The sequence below is a fragment of the Aeromonas sp. FDAARGOS 1409 genome, assembly GCF_019048705.1.
Taxonomy (GTDB): Bacteria; Pseudomonadota; Gammaproteobacteria; order Enterobacterales; family Aeromonadaceae; genus Aeromonas; species Aeromonas sanarellii.
Genome location: NZ_CP077395.1, coordinates 1,900,040 through 1,915,098, shown reverse-complemented (window position 1 = coordinate 1,915,098; position 15,059 = coordinate 1,900,040). Strand labels below are relative to the sequence as shown.

The following is a 15,059-nucleotide window of genomic DNA, read 5'->3' as shown; positions in this document are numbered from 1 at the left end:
GCCGGACAGCAGAACGGCCATCCGGGGATGGCCGTTCTGGCGGGCAGGCTTACTTCTTTTTCTTCTTGGCCGACTTCTTGGCATCCTTCGGCTTTTTCTTCTTCACCGGCACCCGCGCCTCCTTGTGCCTGGGGCGCAGCTCGTCGATCACCCGGCGCTTGAGGCGCTCCTCGGTGTAACGCTCGATCTTGGCCACCATGGCCATGTCGTGGGCCTCCACCAGGCTGATGGCACAGCCACGGTTGCCGGCGCGACCGGTGCGGCCGATGCGGTGCACGTAGACATCGGCGCCGTAGGGCATGTCGTAGTTGATGACATGGCTGACGTTCGGCAGGTCGATACCGCGGGCGGCCACGTCGGTGGCAATCAGGAAGGGCACCTCCCCTTCGTGGAACTTGCGGATCGACTCGATGCGCTTGGCCTGCTCCATCTCGCCGCGGATCCAGGCACAGGGCACGCCTGCCGCCTGCAACTGGCCGGAAAGCTCCGCCAATCGCTCACGGGTCTTGACGAAAATAATCGCCTTCTGGGTCTCCGGGTTTTTCAGGATATGCACCAGCAGAGCCAGCTTGTGGGCGGCATCGTCCGCCAAGTGCACCCACTGAGTGATGGGGCGACGTTCGCTGCGCGGCGGTTCGGCGTGCAGCTCCACCGGGTCTTTCAGGATCTCGCTCGCGAACTTCTCCAGGCCCGCCCCTTCCAGGGTGGCGGAGAAGAGCATGGTGTGCTTGCGGTAGCGCGCCTCTTCCACGATGCGGTTCACGTCCTTGATGAAGCCCATGTCCAGCATGCGGTCCGCTTCATCCAGCACCAGCACCTCGATGTCGTGGCTCTCGAACTCCTCTTTCTCGATGTACTCGAGCAGACGGCCCGGGGTGGCGACGACGATGTCGGTAGTCTTGGTCAGGGCGGGCAGTTGCTCCTCGTGGCTCACGCCGCCGATGATGGTCTCGATGCTCAGATGGGTGTGCACCGCCAGCGCCTTGGCATGGGCGCTGACCTGCAGGGCCAGCTCGCGGGTCGGAGTCAGGATCAGCATGCGGCACGGCCCCGGCTTGCGGCGCGGGAAATCCAGCAGGTGCTGCATGGCCGGCAACAGGAAGGCGGCTGTCTTGCCGGTGCCTGTCGGGGCGGATGCCAGAATATCGCGGCCGTCCAGGGCTGGCTCCAGCACCATCTGCTGAATGGTGGTGGGGCGGGTGAATCCCATCTCGGCCAAGGCCCGGCTGAGGGCTGGATTCAGGTCGAAATCATCAAAGGACTGGCTCATGGCAATACTCGGTCATTAAGGAAACGGCAGATTATAGGCGATTATGCCGCCGGCTCCTATGGTGACTGTGGCTTAGCCGCTATAATCGCCGACCATTTTCAACGGGCAGGTACAGGACGGGAGCCGGATGGGACGAAGCAGCGGTTTTACCTTCAAGCAATTTCACGTCAACCACGACCGTTGCGCCATGAAAGTGGGCACGGACGGCATCCTGCTGGGGGCCTGGGCACCGGTCACCGGCGCCCGCCGGGTGCTGGACATCGGCACCGGCAGCGGTCTCATCGCCCTCATGCTGGCCCAGCGCAGCACGAACGACTGCCGGATCGACGGGGTGGAGCTGGATAAGGATGCAGCCGATCAGGCCAGGGAGAATGTCGCCACCTCCCCCTGGCACAGCCGGGTCACCGTCATAGAGAGCGCCATTCAGGATTATCACGCCGAACCCTATGATCTGATCGTCTCCAACCCTCCCTACTTCGTGGCAGGCCAGCCATTTCGCGATCCGGCCAGGGCCCTGGCCCGTCACACGGGAGCACTCGATCCCCACGGATTGCTGGCCGCAAGCAACCGTCTGCTGAACCGGCATGGACAGCTGGCCCTGGTGCTGCCGACGGCGATGGCGGATGAAATTTTATGCATTTCGTCGAGTTATGATCTGCATGCGAGTTGTTATCTGGCTGTTATCACCAGGGAGGGGAAAGAGGCAAATCGTGTTTTATTGCTACTTGGCAGAGGATTAAACAAGTGCAACAGGGGTGAAATTGTCATCCATTCTGCTACCGGCGGCTATTCCGACAGATATATCCAACTCACCAGCCCCTTCTATTTGAAGATGTAAATTTTGCCTTGAACTATTTTTTCACATCATTATGCTGACTGCTAAATGAGCGCCCGCTCCAGACCAGTTCAAACCACTGGTCGCGATGAAAAAATCAGCGGGGCTCTTTTTTTTACCCCTGAACAACGCCGGTCACCGACCAATAAAAAACTATAACAAGCAATAGTTTACAAGACAGACGAGGTTGAACTTGACGAAATCACTCACATTGTCCGACGTACTCGGATTGGGCTTCATGACCTTCGCCTTCTATCTGGGCGCAGGCAACATCATCTTCCCGCCCCTGGCCGGCTTCATGGCGGGCGAGCACCTCTCCCTGGCCATGCTGGGCTTCCTGGTCACCGCCGTGGGTCTGCCCCTGATCACCATCATCGCCGTCGCCAAGGCGGGCAACGGCTGGGCCGGCATGACCAAGCTGCTGCCGGCTGGCGTGGCCACCGCCCTGGCCGTCGCCATCTACATCATCATCGGCCCGGCCTTCGCCGCTCCCCGTACCGGCCTGGTAGCCTACGAGATGGGCCTCAAGCCCTTTATCGGTGATATGGGCCAGGCCGGGCTGATCGCCTACACTGTCGTCTTCTTTGGCATCTCCATCCTGGTCTCCATGAATCAGGGCAAGCTGATGGACGCCATCGGCAAGTACCTGACCCCGGTGCTGATGCTGCTGCTGCTGACCCTGGCCGTCGGTGTCTTCGTCGCGCCCCAGGGCACCATGCCTGCCGCTTCCGGTGACTACCAGAACACCCCCTTCGTGAAAGGGATCCTGGAGGGCTACAACACCATGGACACCCTGGCGTCCCTGATGTTTGGCGCCCTGATCGTCGATCTGCTGCGCCAGAAGGGCATCAACGACTACCAGAGCCAGTTCAAGTACTTGGCCATCGCGGGCATCATCTCCGCCATCGGCCTGTCCGTGGTCTATGTCTCCCTGTTCCAGCTCGGCAACACCGCGGCCGGCGTCGCCACCGACGTCAGCAACGGCGGTGCCATCGTCAACGCCTATGTGCTGAGCCTGTTCGGCCAGCCCGGTCAGTTCATCCTGGCGGCCATCATCACCCTGGCCTGCTTCACCACCGCAGTGGGTCTGATCTCCGCCTGCTCCGACTTCTTCCACAACCTCACCGGCATGAGCTACAAGAAGCTGGTGGTGCTGCTGGGCGTCATCTGCGCCGTGGTGGCCAACGTGGGTCTGAGCCAGCTCATCAGCCTCTCCATCCCTGTCCTGGTCGCCATCTACCCGGTGGCCGTGGCGCTGGTGCTGGTCACCTTCCTGAAGGGTTACTTCGGCCGCCCCCGCCTGGTGTTCCGCTCCGTGCTGCTGGTCGCCTTCCTGTTCGGCTGCCTGGACGGCCTGGGCGCCGCCGGCATGAAGATGGATGCGTTCGCCTTCCTGCCGCTGTTCGACAAGGGCCTGGCCTGGTTGCTGCCGACCCTGCTGGCCTGCGGCCTGGGTGTCATGGTACGCGGTGCCGACAAGCTGGCTGCCGAAGCCGCCTGACCGTCACCCCGGCGCCATCGCTAGATAAAAAAGAGGCCAGCATCTGCTGGCCTCTTTCATTGGTGTTAGTGGGTGCGAAATGGTCGCTCGCTCAGAGCACGGGAGCAGGCTTGGGCTTGCCTGCCAGGCCGTACCAGTGATGTTCGAGCCGGCCGGCGTGCCAGCGCAGGGTGCCCCAGGGCTGTTCGGCCTGCCAGCGCGGGAAACTGATCTGCACGCTGTTGTCCTCGTACTTGTAGAGGGAGGTGCGGATCTCGATATCCGACAGGATGAGCAGCACAACCCCTCCGATGACACTCCATTTCAGCATCTTCCACATGGCGATTACTCGAAGCAGATCTCTATGGTGGCGCGGCCATATTCAGAATCGAACGGCATCATGATCTTGGCGCCGTCGGCCCTGTGGGTAATGGTGTGATTGGGGCCGGAGACGATGATGGGGGTCGCCATGTCGAACTCATAGCCCTTCTCTCCCAGCATGCGCTTGGCGCCGCCCGTCACCATGTTGGTGATCTCTCCCACCATGTCAGTCACCTCCTCGTTGAGGGTGGCCGGCGCCTCCCCCAGCATGCGGCGCATGATCTCAAGGGCCAGCCCTTTCTCGAAGCTGATGGAGAGGGAGCCCCGGGTCTGCGGACCCACCATGCCGATGAGGCCGGAGACGTCTCCCCGTGCCAGCTCGTCCGTCTTGCGCTTGGGGGCGCCAGGTTTGAGCTCCAGCTGCGCCATGGTGGAGAGCACGTTGAGCAGGGAGAGCAGGAACGGGTTTACAAAATCAGCCTTCATCTTGACTTCCTAGGATGGCAGAGCAGCTAGCGCATTGGCCATGAGCTTCTATGGTCTTGTTGGTAATAGTAAAACCATGCTGGCGAGCCTGCTCGGAAAAGGCGCCGTCGATGGCCGGATCATGCAGCTCCACCACCTCCTTGCAGCGGTCGCAGATCAACAATTGCATCGGATGGGCATGGTCGAAATGGCAGCAGAAGATGAAGGCGTTGAGCGACTCCACCTTGTGGGCAAACCCCTGCTCGAGCAGGAAGTCGAGCGCCCGGTAGACGGTGGGGGGCTTGGCATGGGCCTCGGTCCGCTGCAACTGGGCCAGCAGATCGTAGGCGCTGATGGCATTGCCATGAGCGGCAAGCAGTCGGAACACCTGGCGCCGGGTGGGGGTGAAGCGGATCCCGCGCTGCTCGCAGAGGCGCTCCGCTCGTTGTAGAAGTTGGTCTTGATTCATGATCACGCAGATACCCTGTCAATTAGCCGGATACTATCACAGGGCCTACCCGGCGCGGCGACAAAATTCATTTTCGGAGCCTGTCTCACGTTGTGGTAGAATCCGCCCCCTTGTTTGGCCAACCCGGATGATTTTTATGCAGGCGCAGCGCTTTTCCATCGCCCCCATGCTGGATTGGTGAGATTTTTTCTCTAGCCCTTATCAGGCGTGGCCTTCAATTTCCATGGGGCAGATATGGGGCAGGTGGCGGCCAAAACGGCTTTAATCAGGAGTTTTCTCAAGCCTTTCAGCTTTTCTTGTCTACTCTGCGAATATGTCCCAACAACTTTGTTCGTTAAATACAAAAATCAACATCATCAACAGGTTATGTTGATGTTGGTGACCATTTGATTATACCCACTCCAGATCTTAAGAGCGAATAGGAGGGAACATGGGTAGTAGCATCGTCGTACGGTTCTGCCTATGTGCCTTCCTTGAGCTGTTTGCTGTGCTAGCAGGAACGTCTACCACCTGACCTAGGCCACTGACAAAGACCAAAAATGAAAAAGCCCGCGATTCGCGGGCTTGCCCTTCCAGAAGATTATCTTCGAGCCTCCATCTTCGTGATCGCAGTTAGCCTACGCACTTCTTTCTCTCTCTGCTGATCTATATAGCTGGCCAGGTCAGTCAGGTGCACCAGATAGTCGCTCTTTTGGCTGGTTCTGAACGTCGGGATGGGTAACATCCCTGCGTTTGCCCGCTGTCTGGCTGTTTGATATGACAGACCAAAATAATCACTACAAATGTCTTTAAGCGGCACGACAGGTTTCTCGTATTGCGCCAAGAGCATAAAAACGGTTTGCATGCTGTCACCTCACAACAGAGCCGGTGAAACTGGGAAAACCGGGAAATCCATTAATCCACCTCCAGCTCGGTCAGGTCTCTCTTGATACGTTCTGGCCAGATGGCAAAATAGCGGGCTGAATCGCCCCGGCTTCTCTAGACACTTTCGAGCCGCTCGAAATATTGCTTTTCACACTCTACTGGCGATAGCCCATTGTTGAAACTGTGCCGGCGCTTGGGGTTGTAAAACATTTCAATGTAATCGAACACATCCTGCCGGGCTTCCTCGCGATCCGCATAGGTTTTACGTCGGATCCGCTCGCGTTTTAGGAGCTGGAAGAAACTCTCCGCCACCGCGTTATCATGACAATTGCCACGTCTGCTCATGCTGGCCTTAAGCCGATGATCCCGCAAAAAATCCTGCCAGTCATAGCTGCTAAACTGGCTCCCTTGGTCGGAATGAACCAGCACTTCCTGCTCCGGTCGCCGTCGCCACACCGCCATCAGTAACGCGCTGATAGCCAGCTCTCGGTCGATACGTGGCCCCATTGACCAACCAATGACTTGTCGTGAGAACAAATCCAATACCGCAGCCAGATAGAGCCAACCTTCATGGGTTCGGATATAAGTGATGTCTGTTACCCAGACCTTATTTGGCTCAGTCACATCGAACTGGCGTTCAAGATGGTTCGGTGCAACCACCGTTGGCCGGCCACCATAATGACCGGGACGGCGGCGATAACCGGTTTGTGAACGTAAACCTTCATGACGCATTAATCGCGCCACCCGGTGTTTCCCACAGGTCTCGCCCATCTCTCGCAGGTCATCCCGGATCTTGCGATAACCATAGATGCCCCCGCTTTCTAGCCAACATTGCTTGATCTGGCCAAGAAGGCGTTGGTCTTCCAGGGCTCGGGCAGATAAAGGCTGGTGCTGCCAGGCGTAATAACCGCTCGGGTGGACATTCATCATCCGACACAGTCTGCGGATGGGATGTGCGGACGCGTGCTCCCGGATGAAGGCGTACCTTACCCTGACAGCTTGGCAAAGTACGCGGCGGCCTTTTTTAAGATATCTCGCTCATCGGTGACGCGACGCAGTTCAGCCTTGAGGCGCCGAATTTCGGCTTGCTGGCTGGAGTCATCCTGTTGCTGCGCTTCGGGTTGGCTGTAGCGTTTGATCCAGACATAAAGACTGTGGCTGGAAATACCAAGTCGTTCAGCGACCTCTGCTACTGGGTAATTGCGCTCAGTCACCTGCTTGACGGCTGCCAGTTTGAATTCTTCTGTGTAACGTTGCTGCTTGCTCATAACACCTCCTGATTGACCTCAGTTTGAGGCTCTTGAGGTGTCTAGGAAAGTAGGGGCGATTCATCCATTACATCACTACATGTACTATCGTTAGCTCATACTAAGTGTTGCATTTTTTGGAATTTATGTTGTTTTTAAACATGTTAGCTATCACCTCTCAATTAAACATGAATGGCGCCTATCATGAGAGACTCATATAATTCCCATCAACCCGCCACCATACTGGTAGTGGACGATACCCCGGACAACCTGATGCTGATGGCAGAGCTGCTCAAGGACAAGTACAGGGTCAAGCTAGCCAACAATGGTGAGAAGGCGCTGCGCATTCTGGCGGGAGATCCGCTGCCGGATCTCATTCTGTTGGATATCATGATGCCCGGACTGTCCGGGTTGCAGGTGGCTGAACAGTTGCAGCAAGATGCCCGCACCCGCCATATCCCCATCATCTTCCTCACCTCCATGGCGGCGGTGGAGAGCGAGCTCCAGGGGCTGGCGCTGGGGGCCGTCGATTACATCACCAAGCCCATCAGCCCGTCGCGAGTGCTGGCGCGGGTCGAAACCCAGATTAAGCTTAAGGCGGCCGCCGACTTTCTGCGGGATCAGAACGATTTTCTCGAGCAGGAGGTCCAGCGCCGGACCCGTGAGGTGGTGGCCATCCAGGAGGTGACCATCCAGGCCATGGCCTCTCTTGCGGAGACCCGCGACAATGAAACCGGCAACCATATTCGCCGGACTCAGCACTACGTCAAGCTACTGGCCGAGCTGCTGCGTGATCACCCCCGTTTTCGCCACTTCCTCAATGACGAGACCATTCACCTGTTGTTCAAGTCGGCTCCCTTGCATGACATTGGTAAGGTCGGCATCCCCGATCATATCCTGCTGAAACCCGGTCGCCTCACTAAGGAAGAGTTCGAGATCATGATGACCCACACCACGCTCGGGCGCGATGCTATCCAGCGGGCCGAGGATCAGCTCGGGTTTCCGGTGGATTTTCTGCGCCTGGCCAAGGAGATCGCCTACAGCCATCAGGAGAAGTGGGATGGCAGCGGTTATCCCCTGGGCCTCTCTGGGGATGACATCCCCATCAGTGCCAGGTTGATGGCGGTGGCCGATGTCTATGATGCGTTGATCAGTCACCGGGTCTACAAGCCGGGCATGCCGCACGAGGAGGCTGTGGATATCATCCGCCAGGGAGGGGGCTGGCACTTCGATCCGGACGTCTGTGCCGCCTTCCTGTCCGCCACCGAGCAATTCAAGGCCATCGCCGAACGCTTCAGCGACAGCGAGCAGGGTTTGGCCAAGCAACAGCCAACCCCCTGAGCCAAGACAAAGAGCCACTCTGCTGCCGGGAATGCCTCACGAGGAAGCACCGGACATCATTCGCCAGGGGTCTTTGAGCCTTCCATCCGGGTACCTGCGCTGACTTTCTGTCTAATGCTGAGCTGCAGGGTGCTGTATGGAGCTCGGCATTCAAGGTAAGAGGGAAGATATCGTGTTGATGCGATTGTTCAAGGCCCTGTCTCTGTTTATCTGTCTCGGCGGCCAAGGGTTCGCGACCGAGCTTAAGATCGTCGTCAGCCAGTACACGCCTCCCTATGTCTTCGAAGACGGTAGTGGCATCCTGCTTGACATAGTTCGCACCGCTCTGGCGGAGGGCGGTTATCAGGTCAAGCCTATCTATGTTCCTATCGAACGCGGTTTCAGGATGTTTGCCGATCGGCAGGTAGACGGCACGACCATTATTCAGGAGAGTTCTGGGCTACAGGCTGAATACTCCGATTACTTCATGCAATACCACAACCGGGCCTTTGTCCTGAAGTCCAGCCAGCAGGTCATTCACCGTATTGCCGATCTGGGCGGTAAGTCTGTGATCGCCTTCCAGTATGCCGAACGCTATCTGGGGGAGGAGTTTGCTCGGGCCGTTGCCGGCAACCCCCGCTACAAGGAGCTGGCTCAGCAACAGAGCCAGGTTCATATGCTGCTGCTCGGCCGGATAGATGTCGCGATCATGGATGAGAGCATCTTCCGTTATTACCACCAGAAGCTGATCGCCGAGCGTCAGGTTGAGCCCGGGCAGGAGGTCATCAGTTACGACATCTTCCCGCCGACGCGCTTCAAGGCCGCCTTTACTGATCCTGCGGTACGCGACGGTTTTGACAAGGCTATCGCTCTCATGCGCAAGGATGGGCGCTATGAGGCCATTTACCGCAAGTACACCGAGCGATATTTCTCCGTTGAGCCCTAGCAAGGAGGCTGTGTGTTTCATTCACTGCGTGCCCGTTTATCGCTCCTGCTCATGATGGCAGTCACCCTGACCCTGGCCGTTTCCGGCTTCTACGGTCACTCGCGCCTCGTCGGCGAACTAAACGAACGCTTCGGCGATCTTCAGGTGGGGGCGTTGAACCGCATCGCCCAGAGCGCGGCAACGCCACTGTGGGAGCTTAACAAGGATGTGATCGCTAATCTTTTGCGCGCCCAACTGGCTATTCCCGAGATTGCCGCACTGGAAATCAAAGATGTAAATGACGTGACGATTGCCGCCTTCAACCGCGATGCCACGGGAGCTATCGTGGCGCTCAAGGACGACTTGCCGATGCATGCGCTCACGCTGGAGAAGGTGATCGTCCTCACCGATAAGCCCGATGAACGTATCGGTCTCCTGCGCGTACAGTTCTCCCGCGACAAACTCGACGCGACCATCCGCAGCAACTTCTACCAGCTCATCCTGCAGATCCTGGCCGTGGATCTGGTGCTGATAGTCCTGTTGCTCACCAGCCTGCGCATCGTCTTCCGGCCGTTGGCCGATCTGCGTGAGGCGCTCATGATGCTGGGTGGACAGAACGGAGAGACCGCCAGCGGCATCACCGAGTTGCCGGAGGGCCAGCATCAGGAGCTTGCCGGCCTGATCCGCGGCTTTAACTTGGCGTTGCGCCGGATCCGCGAGGAGGCGAACAGGCAGGAAACTGTGCTGGGGGGCAAGGCGCGGGCTGGCGAGCTGTCGCAGCAGTTGCAAAACAGCGACGATCTGGCCCAATTCGGCCAGCGATTGCTGCAATATCTTATCCCCTGGCTGGGGGCCGATGTGGGGGCCTTCTTCGTCCACGATGAGGACGAGGGCGATTTTCGCTGCCGGGCCGGATTTGGCATCGAACCATCGGGTTGCAGGCCGTTCAAGATGAGTGAGGGGTTGGCTGGTGAGGCTGTGGCGACGGGCAGGGTGATACAGTGTCAGAACCTGCCGGATGAGGCAATCAGGATCCAGTCCGGCCTTCTTTCTGCCGTGCCACGCACGCTGTCCATCGTCCCTATCCGAAGTGCAGAGAGGGTGATCGCCGTGCTGGAGTTGGGCTACATGAATGTTCCCCGATATCAGGAGGAGGTGCTGACCGACGCGGTGCCGGTGATCGCCTTCAGTCTTGCCTTGTTGATGAGCAAGCAAGCGACATTGCGCGAGTTGCAGGAGCGCAGCGAGCTGGAAGAGCGTACCAGGCTGCTCTTGGAATCGGTCAACGATGGCATCGTCGGGCTGGATACCGAGGGCGTGATGACCTTTGCCAATCCGGCGGCACCGGCCATGCTCGGCTACCGCACGGATGAGCTGGTCGGCCGGCAGATGCATGCGCTGGTGCATCACCATCATGCCGATGGGCGCGAGTTTCCCCTCGAGGAGTGCCCCATGTACCTGACCGGGCGCGACGGCCAGCCGCGCACCGTGGACAGTGAGGTGTTCTGGCGTAAGGACGGTAGCTCGATTGCAGTGGAATACTCAACCACCCCGATGCTCAAGGGCGATACGCTGATCGGCTCTGTGGTGGTGTATCGGGACATTACCCGGCGCCGGGCGGCCGAGCGCAAGTTCAGGGATCTTCTAGAGTCCGCTCCGGATGCCATGGTGATAGTCAATCACGAGGGTGACATAGTGCTGGTCAACCGGCGGGCCCTCGAGCTGTTCGGCTGGAACCGTGAGGAGCTGCTGGGGCGCAAGATCGAAATGCTGGTGCCGGCGCGCTACCGCCCCCATCATCCGAGCCAGCGTGATCAGTTCTTTGGTCAGCCTCAGGCGAGGGCTATGGGGCAGGGACAGGAGTTGTTCGGCTTGCACAGGGACGGCCGGGAGTTTCCAGTGGAGATCAGCTTGAGCCCCATTGAGACCGAGGATGGGGTGCTGGTATCCAGCGCCATCCGCGACATCACCGAGCGCAGGATAGCCGAGCAGGCCCTGCGCACGGCCAGCGAACGCCTGACCCTGGTGCAGGAGGCAGGCGGCATCGGCCTGTTCGACATCGATCTCGTGACAGGCCGCAACTACTGGACGCCGCAACTGGAGCAGATGTTCGGGCTCGAGCCCAGGGGCTTCGGCGGCACCCAGGAGCACTGGAAGAGGTTGCTGCATCCTGACGATGTCGAGTCAGCCAGCCAGGTCTTCGAGCGCGCGATCGAGGGGGGGGCCGATCGGATTGAGTTCGACTTTCGCATCGTGCGTCAAAGTGACGGGGCAGTGCGAACCTTCAAGTCGCTATGCCGCTTCACACGCACACCAGACGGTACTCCGCTGCGCGCAACCGGGGTCAACATCGATGTCACGGCGCTGACCGAGGCGCGGGCAGTAGCGGAAGAGGCGACCCAGGCCAAGAGCGCCTTCCTCGCCAACATGAGCCACGAGATCCGTACCCCCATGAATGCCATCATCGGCATGAGCCATCTCGCCCTGCGCACCCAGCTAGATCGCCGTCAGCGCAACTACATCGAGAAGGTGCACCGCTCGGCGGAGAATCTGCTCGGGATCATCAACGACATCCTCGATTTCTCGAAGATCGAGGCGGGCAAGATGGAGCTGGAGCTTATCCCCTTCCGTCTGGAGGACGTGCTGGACAATTTCGCCAACATGATTGGCCTGAGGGCCGAGGAGAAGGGGCTGGAGCTGCTGTTCGACACGGCGCACGATCTGCCGACGGCGCTGATCGGCGACCCGCTGCGGCTGGGGCAAATCCTGATCAACCTCGGCAACAACGCGGCCAAATTCACCGAGCGGGGGGAGATAGTGGTGGGAGCCGAGGTGCTCCATGACGAGGGTGAACACCTGGAGTTGCACTTTTGGGTGCGCGACACAGGCATCGGCATCAGCGGCCAGCAGTGCGAACGGATGTTCCAGTCGTTCAGCCAGGCCGACAGCTCGACCACCCGTAAGTACGGCGGTACTGGTCTGGGTCTGGCCATCTCCAAGCGGCTGGTGGAACTGATGGGGGGACGCATCTGGGTGGAAAGCGTGTTGGGACAAGGTTCGACTTTCCACTTCTGCGTCATGCTGGGGCGGCAGCGTGGCGAGCTGCCGCGGCGCATGTTCACCCAGGATGAGCTGTTAGGTGTGCGGGCCCTGGTGGTGGACGACAACGCCAGCGCCCGCGAAATCCTCTATGGCATGGCCCGCAGCTTCGGCATTGAGGTGGATGTGGCCGACAGTGGCCGCGCCGCTCTGGCGATGCTGATAGCGGCCGAGGGCAAGTCACTGCCCTATGATCTGGTGCTGATGGACTGGCGCATGCCGGGCATGGACGGAGTGGAGACGGTGCGGCAGATGCATGCTGCCAATCTGGCGCAGACGCCGTCGGTGATCATGGTCACCGCCTTCGGCCGCGAGGAGGTTCGTGAGCAGGCCGAGTCGCAGGGGGTGGAATTGCCCGTGGTGCTGACCAAACCTGTTACTCCATCTAACCTGCTGGAGGCGCTCGGCAGCGTACTTGGCAAGATCCGACTCGTCGACAGCCGGACGACCGAGCGATCAGAACTGAATGCCAGCGCCACGGCCAGCCTGAGTGGTGCCCGCCTGCTGCTGGTGGAAGACAACGAATTGAACCGCGAGCTGGCCAGCGAGCTGCTGCAGGAGGCGGGCATATCCCTCAGCCTGGCGGTCAACGGCCAGGAGGCGCTCGACCTGCTTGCGCAGGACGCCGACTTCGACGGCGTCCTGATGGATTGCCAGATGCCGGTGATGGACGGTTATACGGCCACCAAGTTTATCCGCCAGCAGTCGCGCTTTGCCACATTGCCGGTGATCGCCATGACCGCCAACGCCATGAGCGGCGATCGGGAGCAGGCGTTGGCCTGTGGCATGAACGATCACATCGCCAAACCTCTCGACGTGGCCAGTATGTTCGCGACCCTGGCCAAATGGATCAAGCCACGCGCCCGTCAACCAGTAATGGCCAGCGTGACTGCGCTCGAGGCTGTGCCGCCTACAGGTCTCTTACCTACCGAGCTGGATGGCATTGATCAGGCTGCCGGCCTGGCCACCTGCCAGGGGAAGGCTGAGCTCTATCAGCGGTTGCTTCGCAAGTTCCATGCCGCCAATCAGGGCTTCGCCGCGCAGTTCGCGGCCGCCCTCGCGGATCCCGATGCCTCGGCGGCAACCCGGCTCGCGCACAGCCTGAAGGGGACGGCCGGCAACATCGGAGCCTTCGAGGTCGCCCAAGCGGCGGCCGAGCTGGAGTTGTGTTGTCAATCCAGTGCGAGGGGTGAGCAGCTCCAGACTGCGCTCAACAGGGTGGAACAAAGCCTGGCCCCTGTGCTCGCCGCCCTGGCCGTATTGGATGCAGATACGCTAGAGCCTGCGCCGTCGGTAGCCCTCCCCGATGCGGACATACAGCCACGATTGGCCAGGCTTGGCCAACTACTGGCAGAGAGCGACAGCGAAGCGATCGAGGTGCTGGTCGAGTTGCAAGCCCTCTCCCTGCAGCCCGAATTGGTCGAACGCCTGGCCAAGGTGGCACAGCAGGTGGAACGCTTCGAGTTCGACGCGGCGTTAGCTGCGCTCTTGAAGTGACGAAAATCAAATGTCGCCCTATCAACTGATTAAGAGTTGTGTAGTTTCCCGTAGTTACTGTGGTGGTCAAATCATCTCGAAGCCGACGTCGGTTGGACAAAAATATGGATGGGAAAAGGTAGCATAATGCCGATTATGCTATTCTCAGCGATTCAGGTTAGTGCTGTCATAACGATGAAGTGAGCTTGAAATCTCTGCGTCTGCCTGGGGCTGCGAAAGATGTGCCACGTTGGTATTACATTCTCGTACTGTGATCTCAAAGGCCTGTGAATGGGAGCAGATGCTCCCACTTTTCCCACTTTATCTGGCCTCTTCTACCACCTTGGCCTGTTGTAGTCGCTCAAACTTGGCATGTACCCGGTTGGGATAGAGGTCGGTATAGATCTGCCAGAGGATGTTGATGTTTCTATGGCCGGTAACCTGGGCGACCTCGTCGATGACAAAGCCTGCCTCAAACAGACGGCAGGCTCCTTCGCGGCGTAGGTCGTGCCAGCGCAGGTCTTCAATACCAAACTCTGTTCTGACTCGTTGAAAACCGGCGGTGACGCTCTTGCCGTTGTAGGGGAAGATGCGATCGTCGGTTCTGGGTTGACGCTTGAGGATCTCCCAGGCTTCGCCCAACAGAGGAACCAGCATATGGTTCCCTATCTTCTTTCTCGGGTCTTTGCGGTCTTCCACCATTACTGCACGGTTCTTCTCATCTACGCCAGACCACTTGATCTTGCACACCTCGCTTATTCGCATGCAACTCAGGATGGCGAAGTTGAGCAGGTCTGTGTAGGGGATCTTGGCCATGCTGTGGCTCTGCCGTTTTTCCAGTCCCTGGATGATCCGCTCCAGTTCATTGCTCACCGGGCGGCGAGTGCGCTTCTGGGCCTTCCCCACCAGTTTCAGGTTGTTGAGGGTCTTGCGAGCTTCCAAGATGAGCTTGTTGTCGATCGGAATATTGAAGACGGGGCTGGCCGCTGCAAAGACAGAGCCAAGGTAGCTGATGTCGTGGGCTATGGTGGCAGGCGAGGCTCCTGCACGCTTTCTCGCCTGACAGTGGTCAACCAGATCCTTGATGGTGAGCTGGTCGGCATTGAGCGCCGCGATATCGCAGTCGGCAACCAGATCGAGGCAGTAGGCCTTGGTTCTGCCTATGGTGGGGCTGATAGCTGGATGGGCACGGTAGAGTGAAATGAGTTCGCGGATGGTGGGAACGGGTTGCACCAGGCCAGGCAAACCATCCCTCTCGATCATCGCAACCATCTGCATTCCCCAGCTC

12 protein-coding genes are annotated in these 15,059 nt (G+C 59.1%); 5 read left to right on the top strand and 7 right to left on the bottom strand.

Features of this window, described 5'->3' with window-relative positions; genetic code table 11:
* Positions 1-49 precede the first annotated feature (49 nt).
* The gene (srmB, locus tag I6L39_RS09145) at positions 50-1,270 is read right to left on the bottom strand and encodes an ATP-dependent RNA helicase SrmB (RefSeq protein WP_209793648.1); all 1,221 of its coding nucleotides are present in this window, start codon (positions 1,268-1,270) and stop codon (positions 50-52) included.
* A gap of 127 nt (positions 1,271-1,397) precedes the next feature.
* Between srmB and I6L39_RS09140 the strand changes: the two genes are divergently transcribed.
* A complete protein-coding gene (locus I6L39_RS09140; protein ID WP_216991609.1) occupies positions 1,398-2,108 on the top strand; it encodes a tRNA1(Val) (adenine(37)-N6)-methyltransferase in 711 nt (236 codons plus the stop codon).
* A gap of 235 nt (positions 2,109-2,343) precedes the next feature.
* Entirely contained in the window at positions 2,344-3,606 is a 1,263-nt protein-coding gene (gene brnQ, locus I6L39_RS09135) for a branched-chain amino acid transport system II carrier protein (RefSeq protein WP_254203776.1), read from the top strand.
* 91 nt (positions 3,607-3,697) lie between these two features.
* Here brnQ and I6L39_RS09130 read toward each other — a convergent pair whose 3' ends face one another.
* The 5 genes from I6L39_RS09130 to I6L39_RS09110 form a co-directional block, all read right to left on the bottom strand.
* The gene (locus I6L39_RS09130) at positions 3,698-3,925 is read right to left on the bottom strand and encodes a hypothetical protein (RefSeq protein WP_042079332.1); all 228 of its coding nucleotides are present in this window, start codon (positions 3,923-3,925) and stop codon (positions 3,698-3,700) included.
* A gap of 5 nt (positions 3,926-3,930) precedes the next feature.
* Complete coding sequence (locus I6L39_RS09125; RefSeq protein ID WP_042079333.1) at positions 3,931-4,392, bottom strand: chemotaxis protein CheX; 462 nt, start codon at positions 4,390-4,392, stop codon at positions 3,931-3,933.
* Positions 4,382-4,840, bottom strand: coding sequence for a zinc uptake transcriptional repressor Zur (zur, locus tag I6L39_RS09120; RefSeq protein WP_209793651.1), 459 nt, complete (start codon positions 4,838-4,840; stop codon positions 4,382-4,384). The genes I6L39_RS09125 and zur overlap by 11 nt, the downstream gene beginning before the upstream one ends.
* Before the next feature lie 580 nt (positions 4,841-5,420).
* A complete protein-coding gene (locus I6L39_RS09115; RefSeq protein WP_045523228.1) occupies positions 5,421-5,684 on the bottom strand; it encodes a pyocin activator PrtN family protein in 264 nt (87 codons plus the stop codon).
* Positions 5,685-5,818: 134 nt separating this feature from the next.
* A protein-coding gene (locus tag I6L39_RS09110) for an IS3 family transposase (RefSeq protein ID WP_216990557.1) occupies positions 5,819-6,972 on the bottom strand; the annotation gives its coding sequence in 2 pieces (ribosomal slippage) (positions 5,819-6,735 and positions 6,735-6,972; 1,155 coding nt in all).
* A 183-nt stretch (positions 6,973-7,155) separates the two neighbouring features.
* Between I6L39_RS09110 and I6L39_RS09105 the strand changes: the two genes are divergently transcribed.
* The 3 genes from I6L39_RS09105 to I6L39_RS09095 all read left to right on the top strand — a co-directional run bounded on the left by I6L39_RS09105 (position 7,156) and on the right by I6L39_RS09095 (position 13,792).
* Positions 7,156-8,292 (top strand): HD-GYP domain-containing protein, encoded by a 1,137-nt coding sequence (locus I6L39_RS09105; protein WP_216991607.1) that lies wholly within the window; start codon positions 7,156-7,158, stop codon positions 8,290-8,292.
* A 136-nt stretch (positions 8,293-8,428) separates the two neighbouring features.
* Positions 8,429-9,217, top strand: a complete 789-nt coding sequence (locus I6L39_RS09100; protein ID WP_209794922.1) for an ABC transporter substrate-binding protein — start codon at positions 8,429-8,431, stop codon at positions 9,215-9,217.
* A 12-nt stretch (positions 9,218-9,229) separates the two neighbouring features.
* Positions 9,230-13,792: a PAS domain S-box protein gene (locus I6L39_RS09095; RefSeq protein ID WP_216991606.1), complete on the top strand. Its 4,563-nt coding sequence runs from the start codon at positions 9,230-9,232 to the stop codon at positions 13,790-13,792.
* Positions 13,793-14,092: 300 nt separating this feature from the next.
* On the opposite strand, the gene I6L39_RS09090 is transcribed toward I6L39_RS09095, so the two are convergent.
* The gene (locus I6L39_RS09090; RefSeq protein ID WP_216991605.1) at positions 14,093-15,049 is read right to left on the bottom strand and encodes a site-specific integrase; all 957 of its coding nucleotides are present in this window, start codon (positions 15,047-15,049) and stop codon (positions 14,093-14,095) included.
* Positions 15,050-15,059 lie beyond the last annotated feature (10 nt).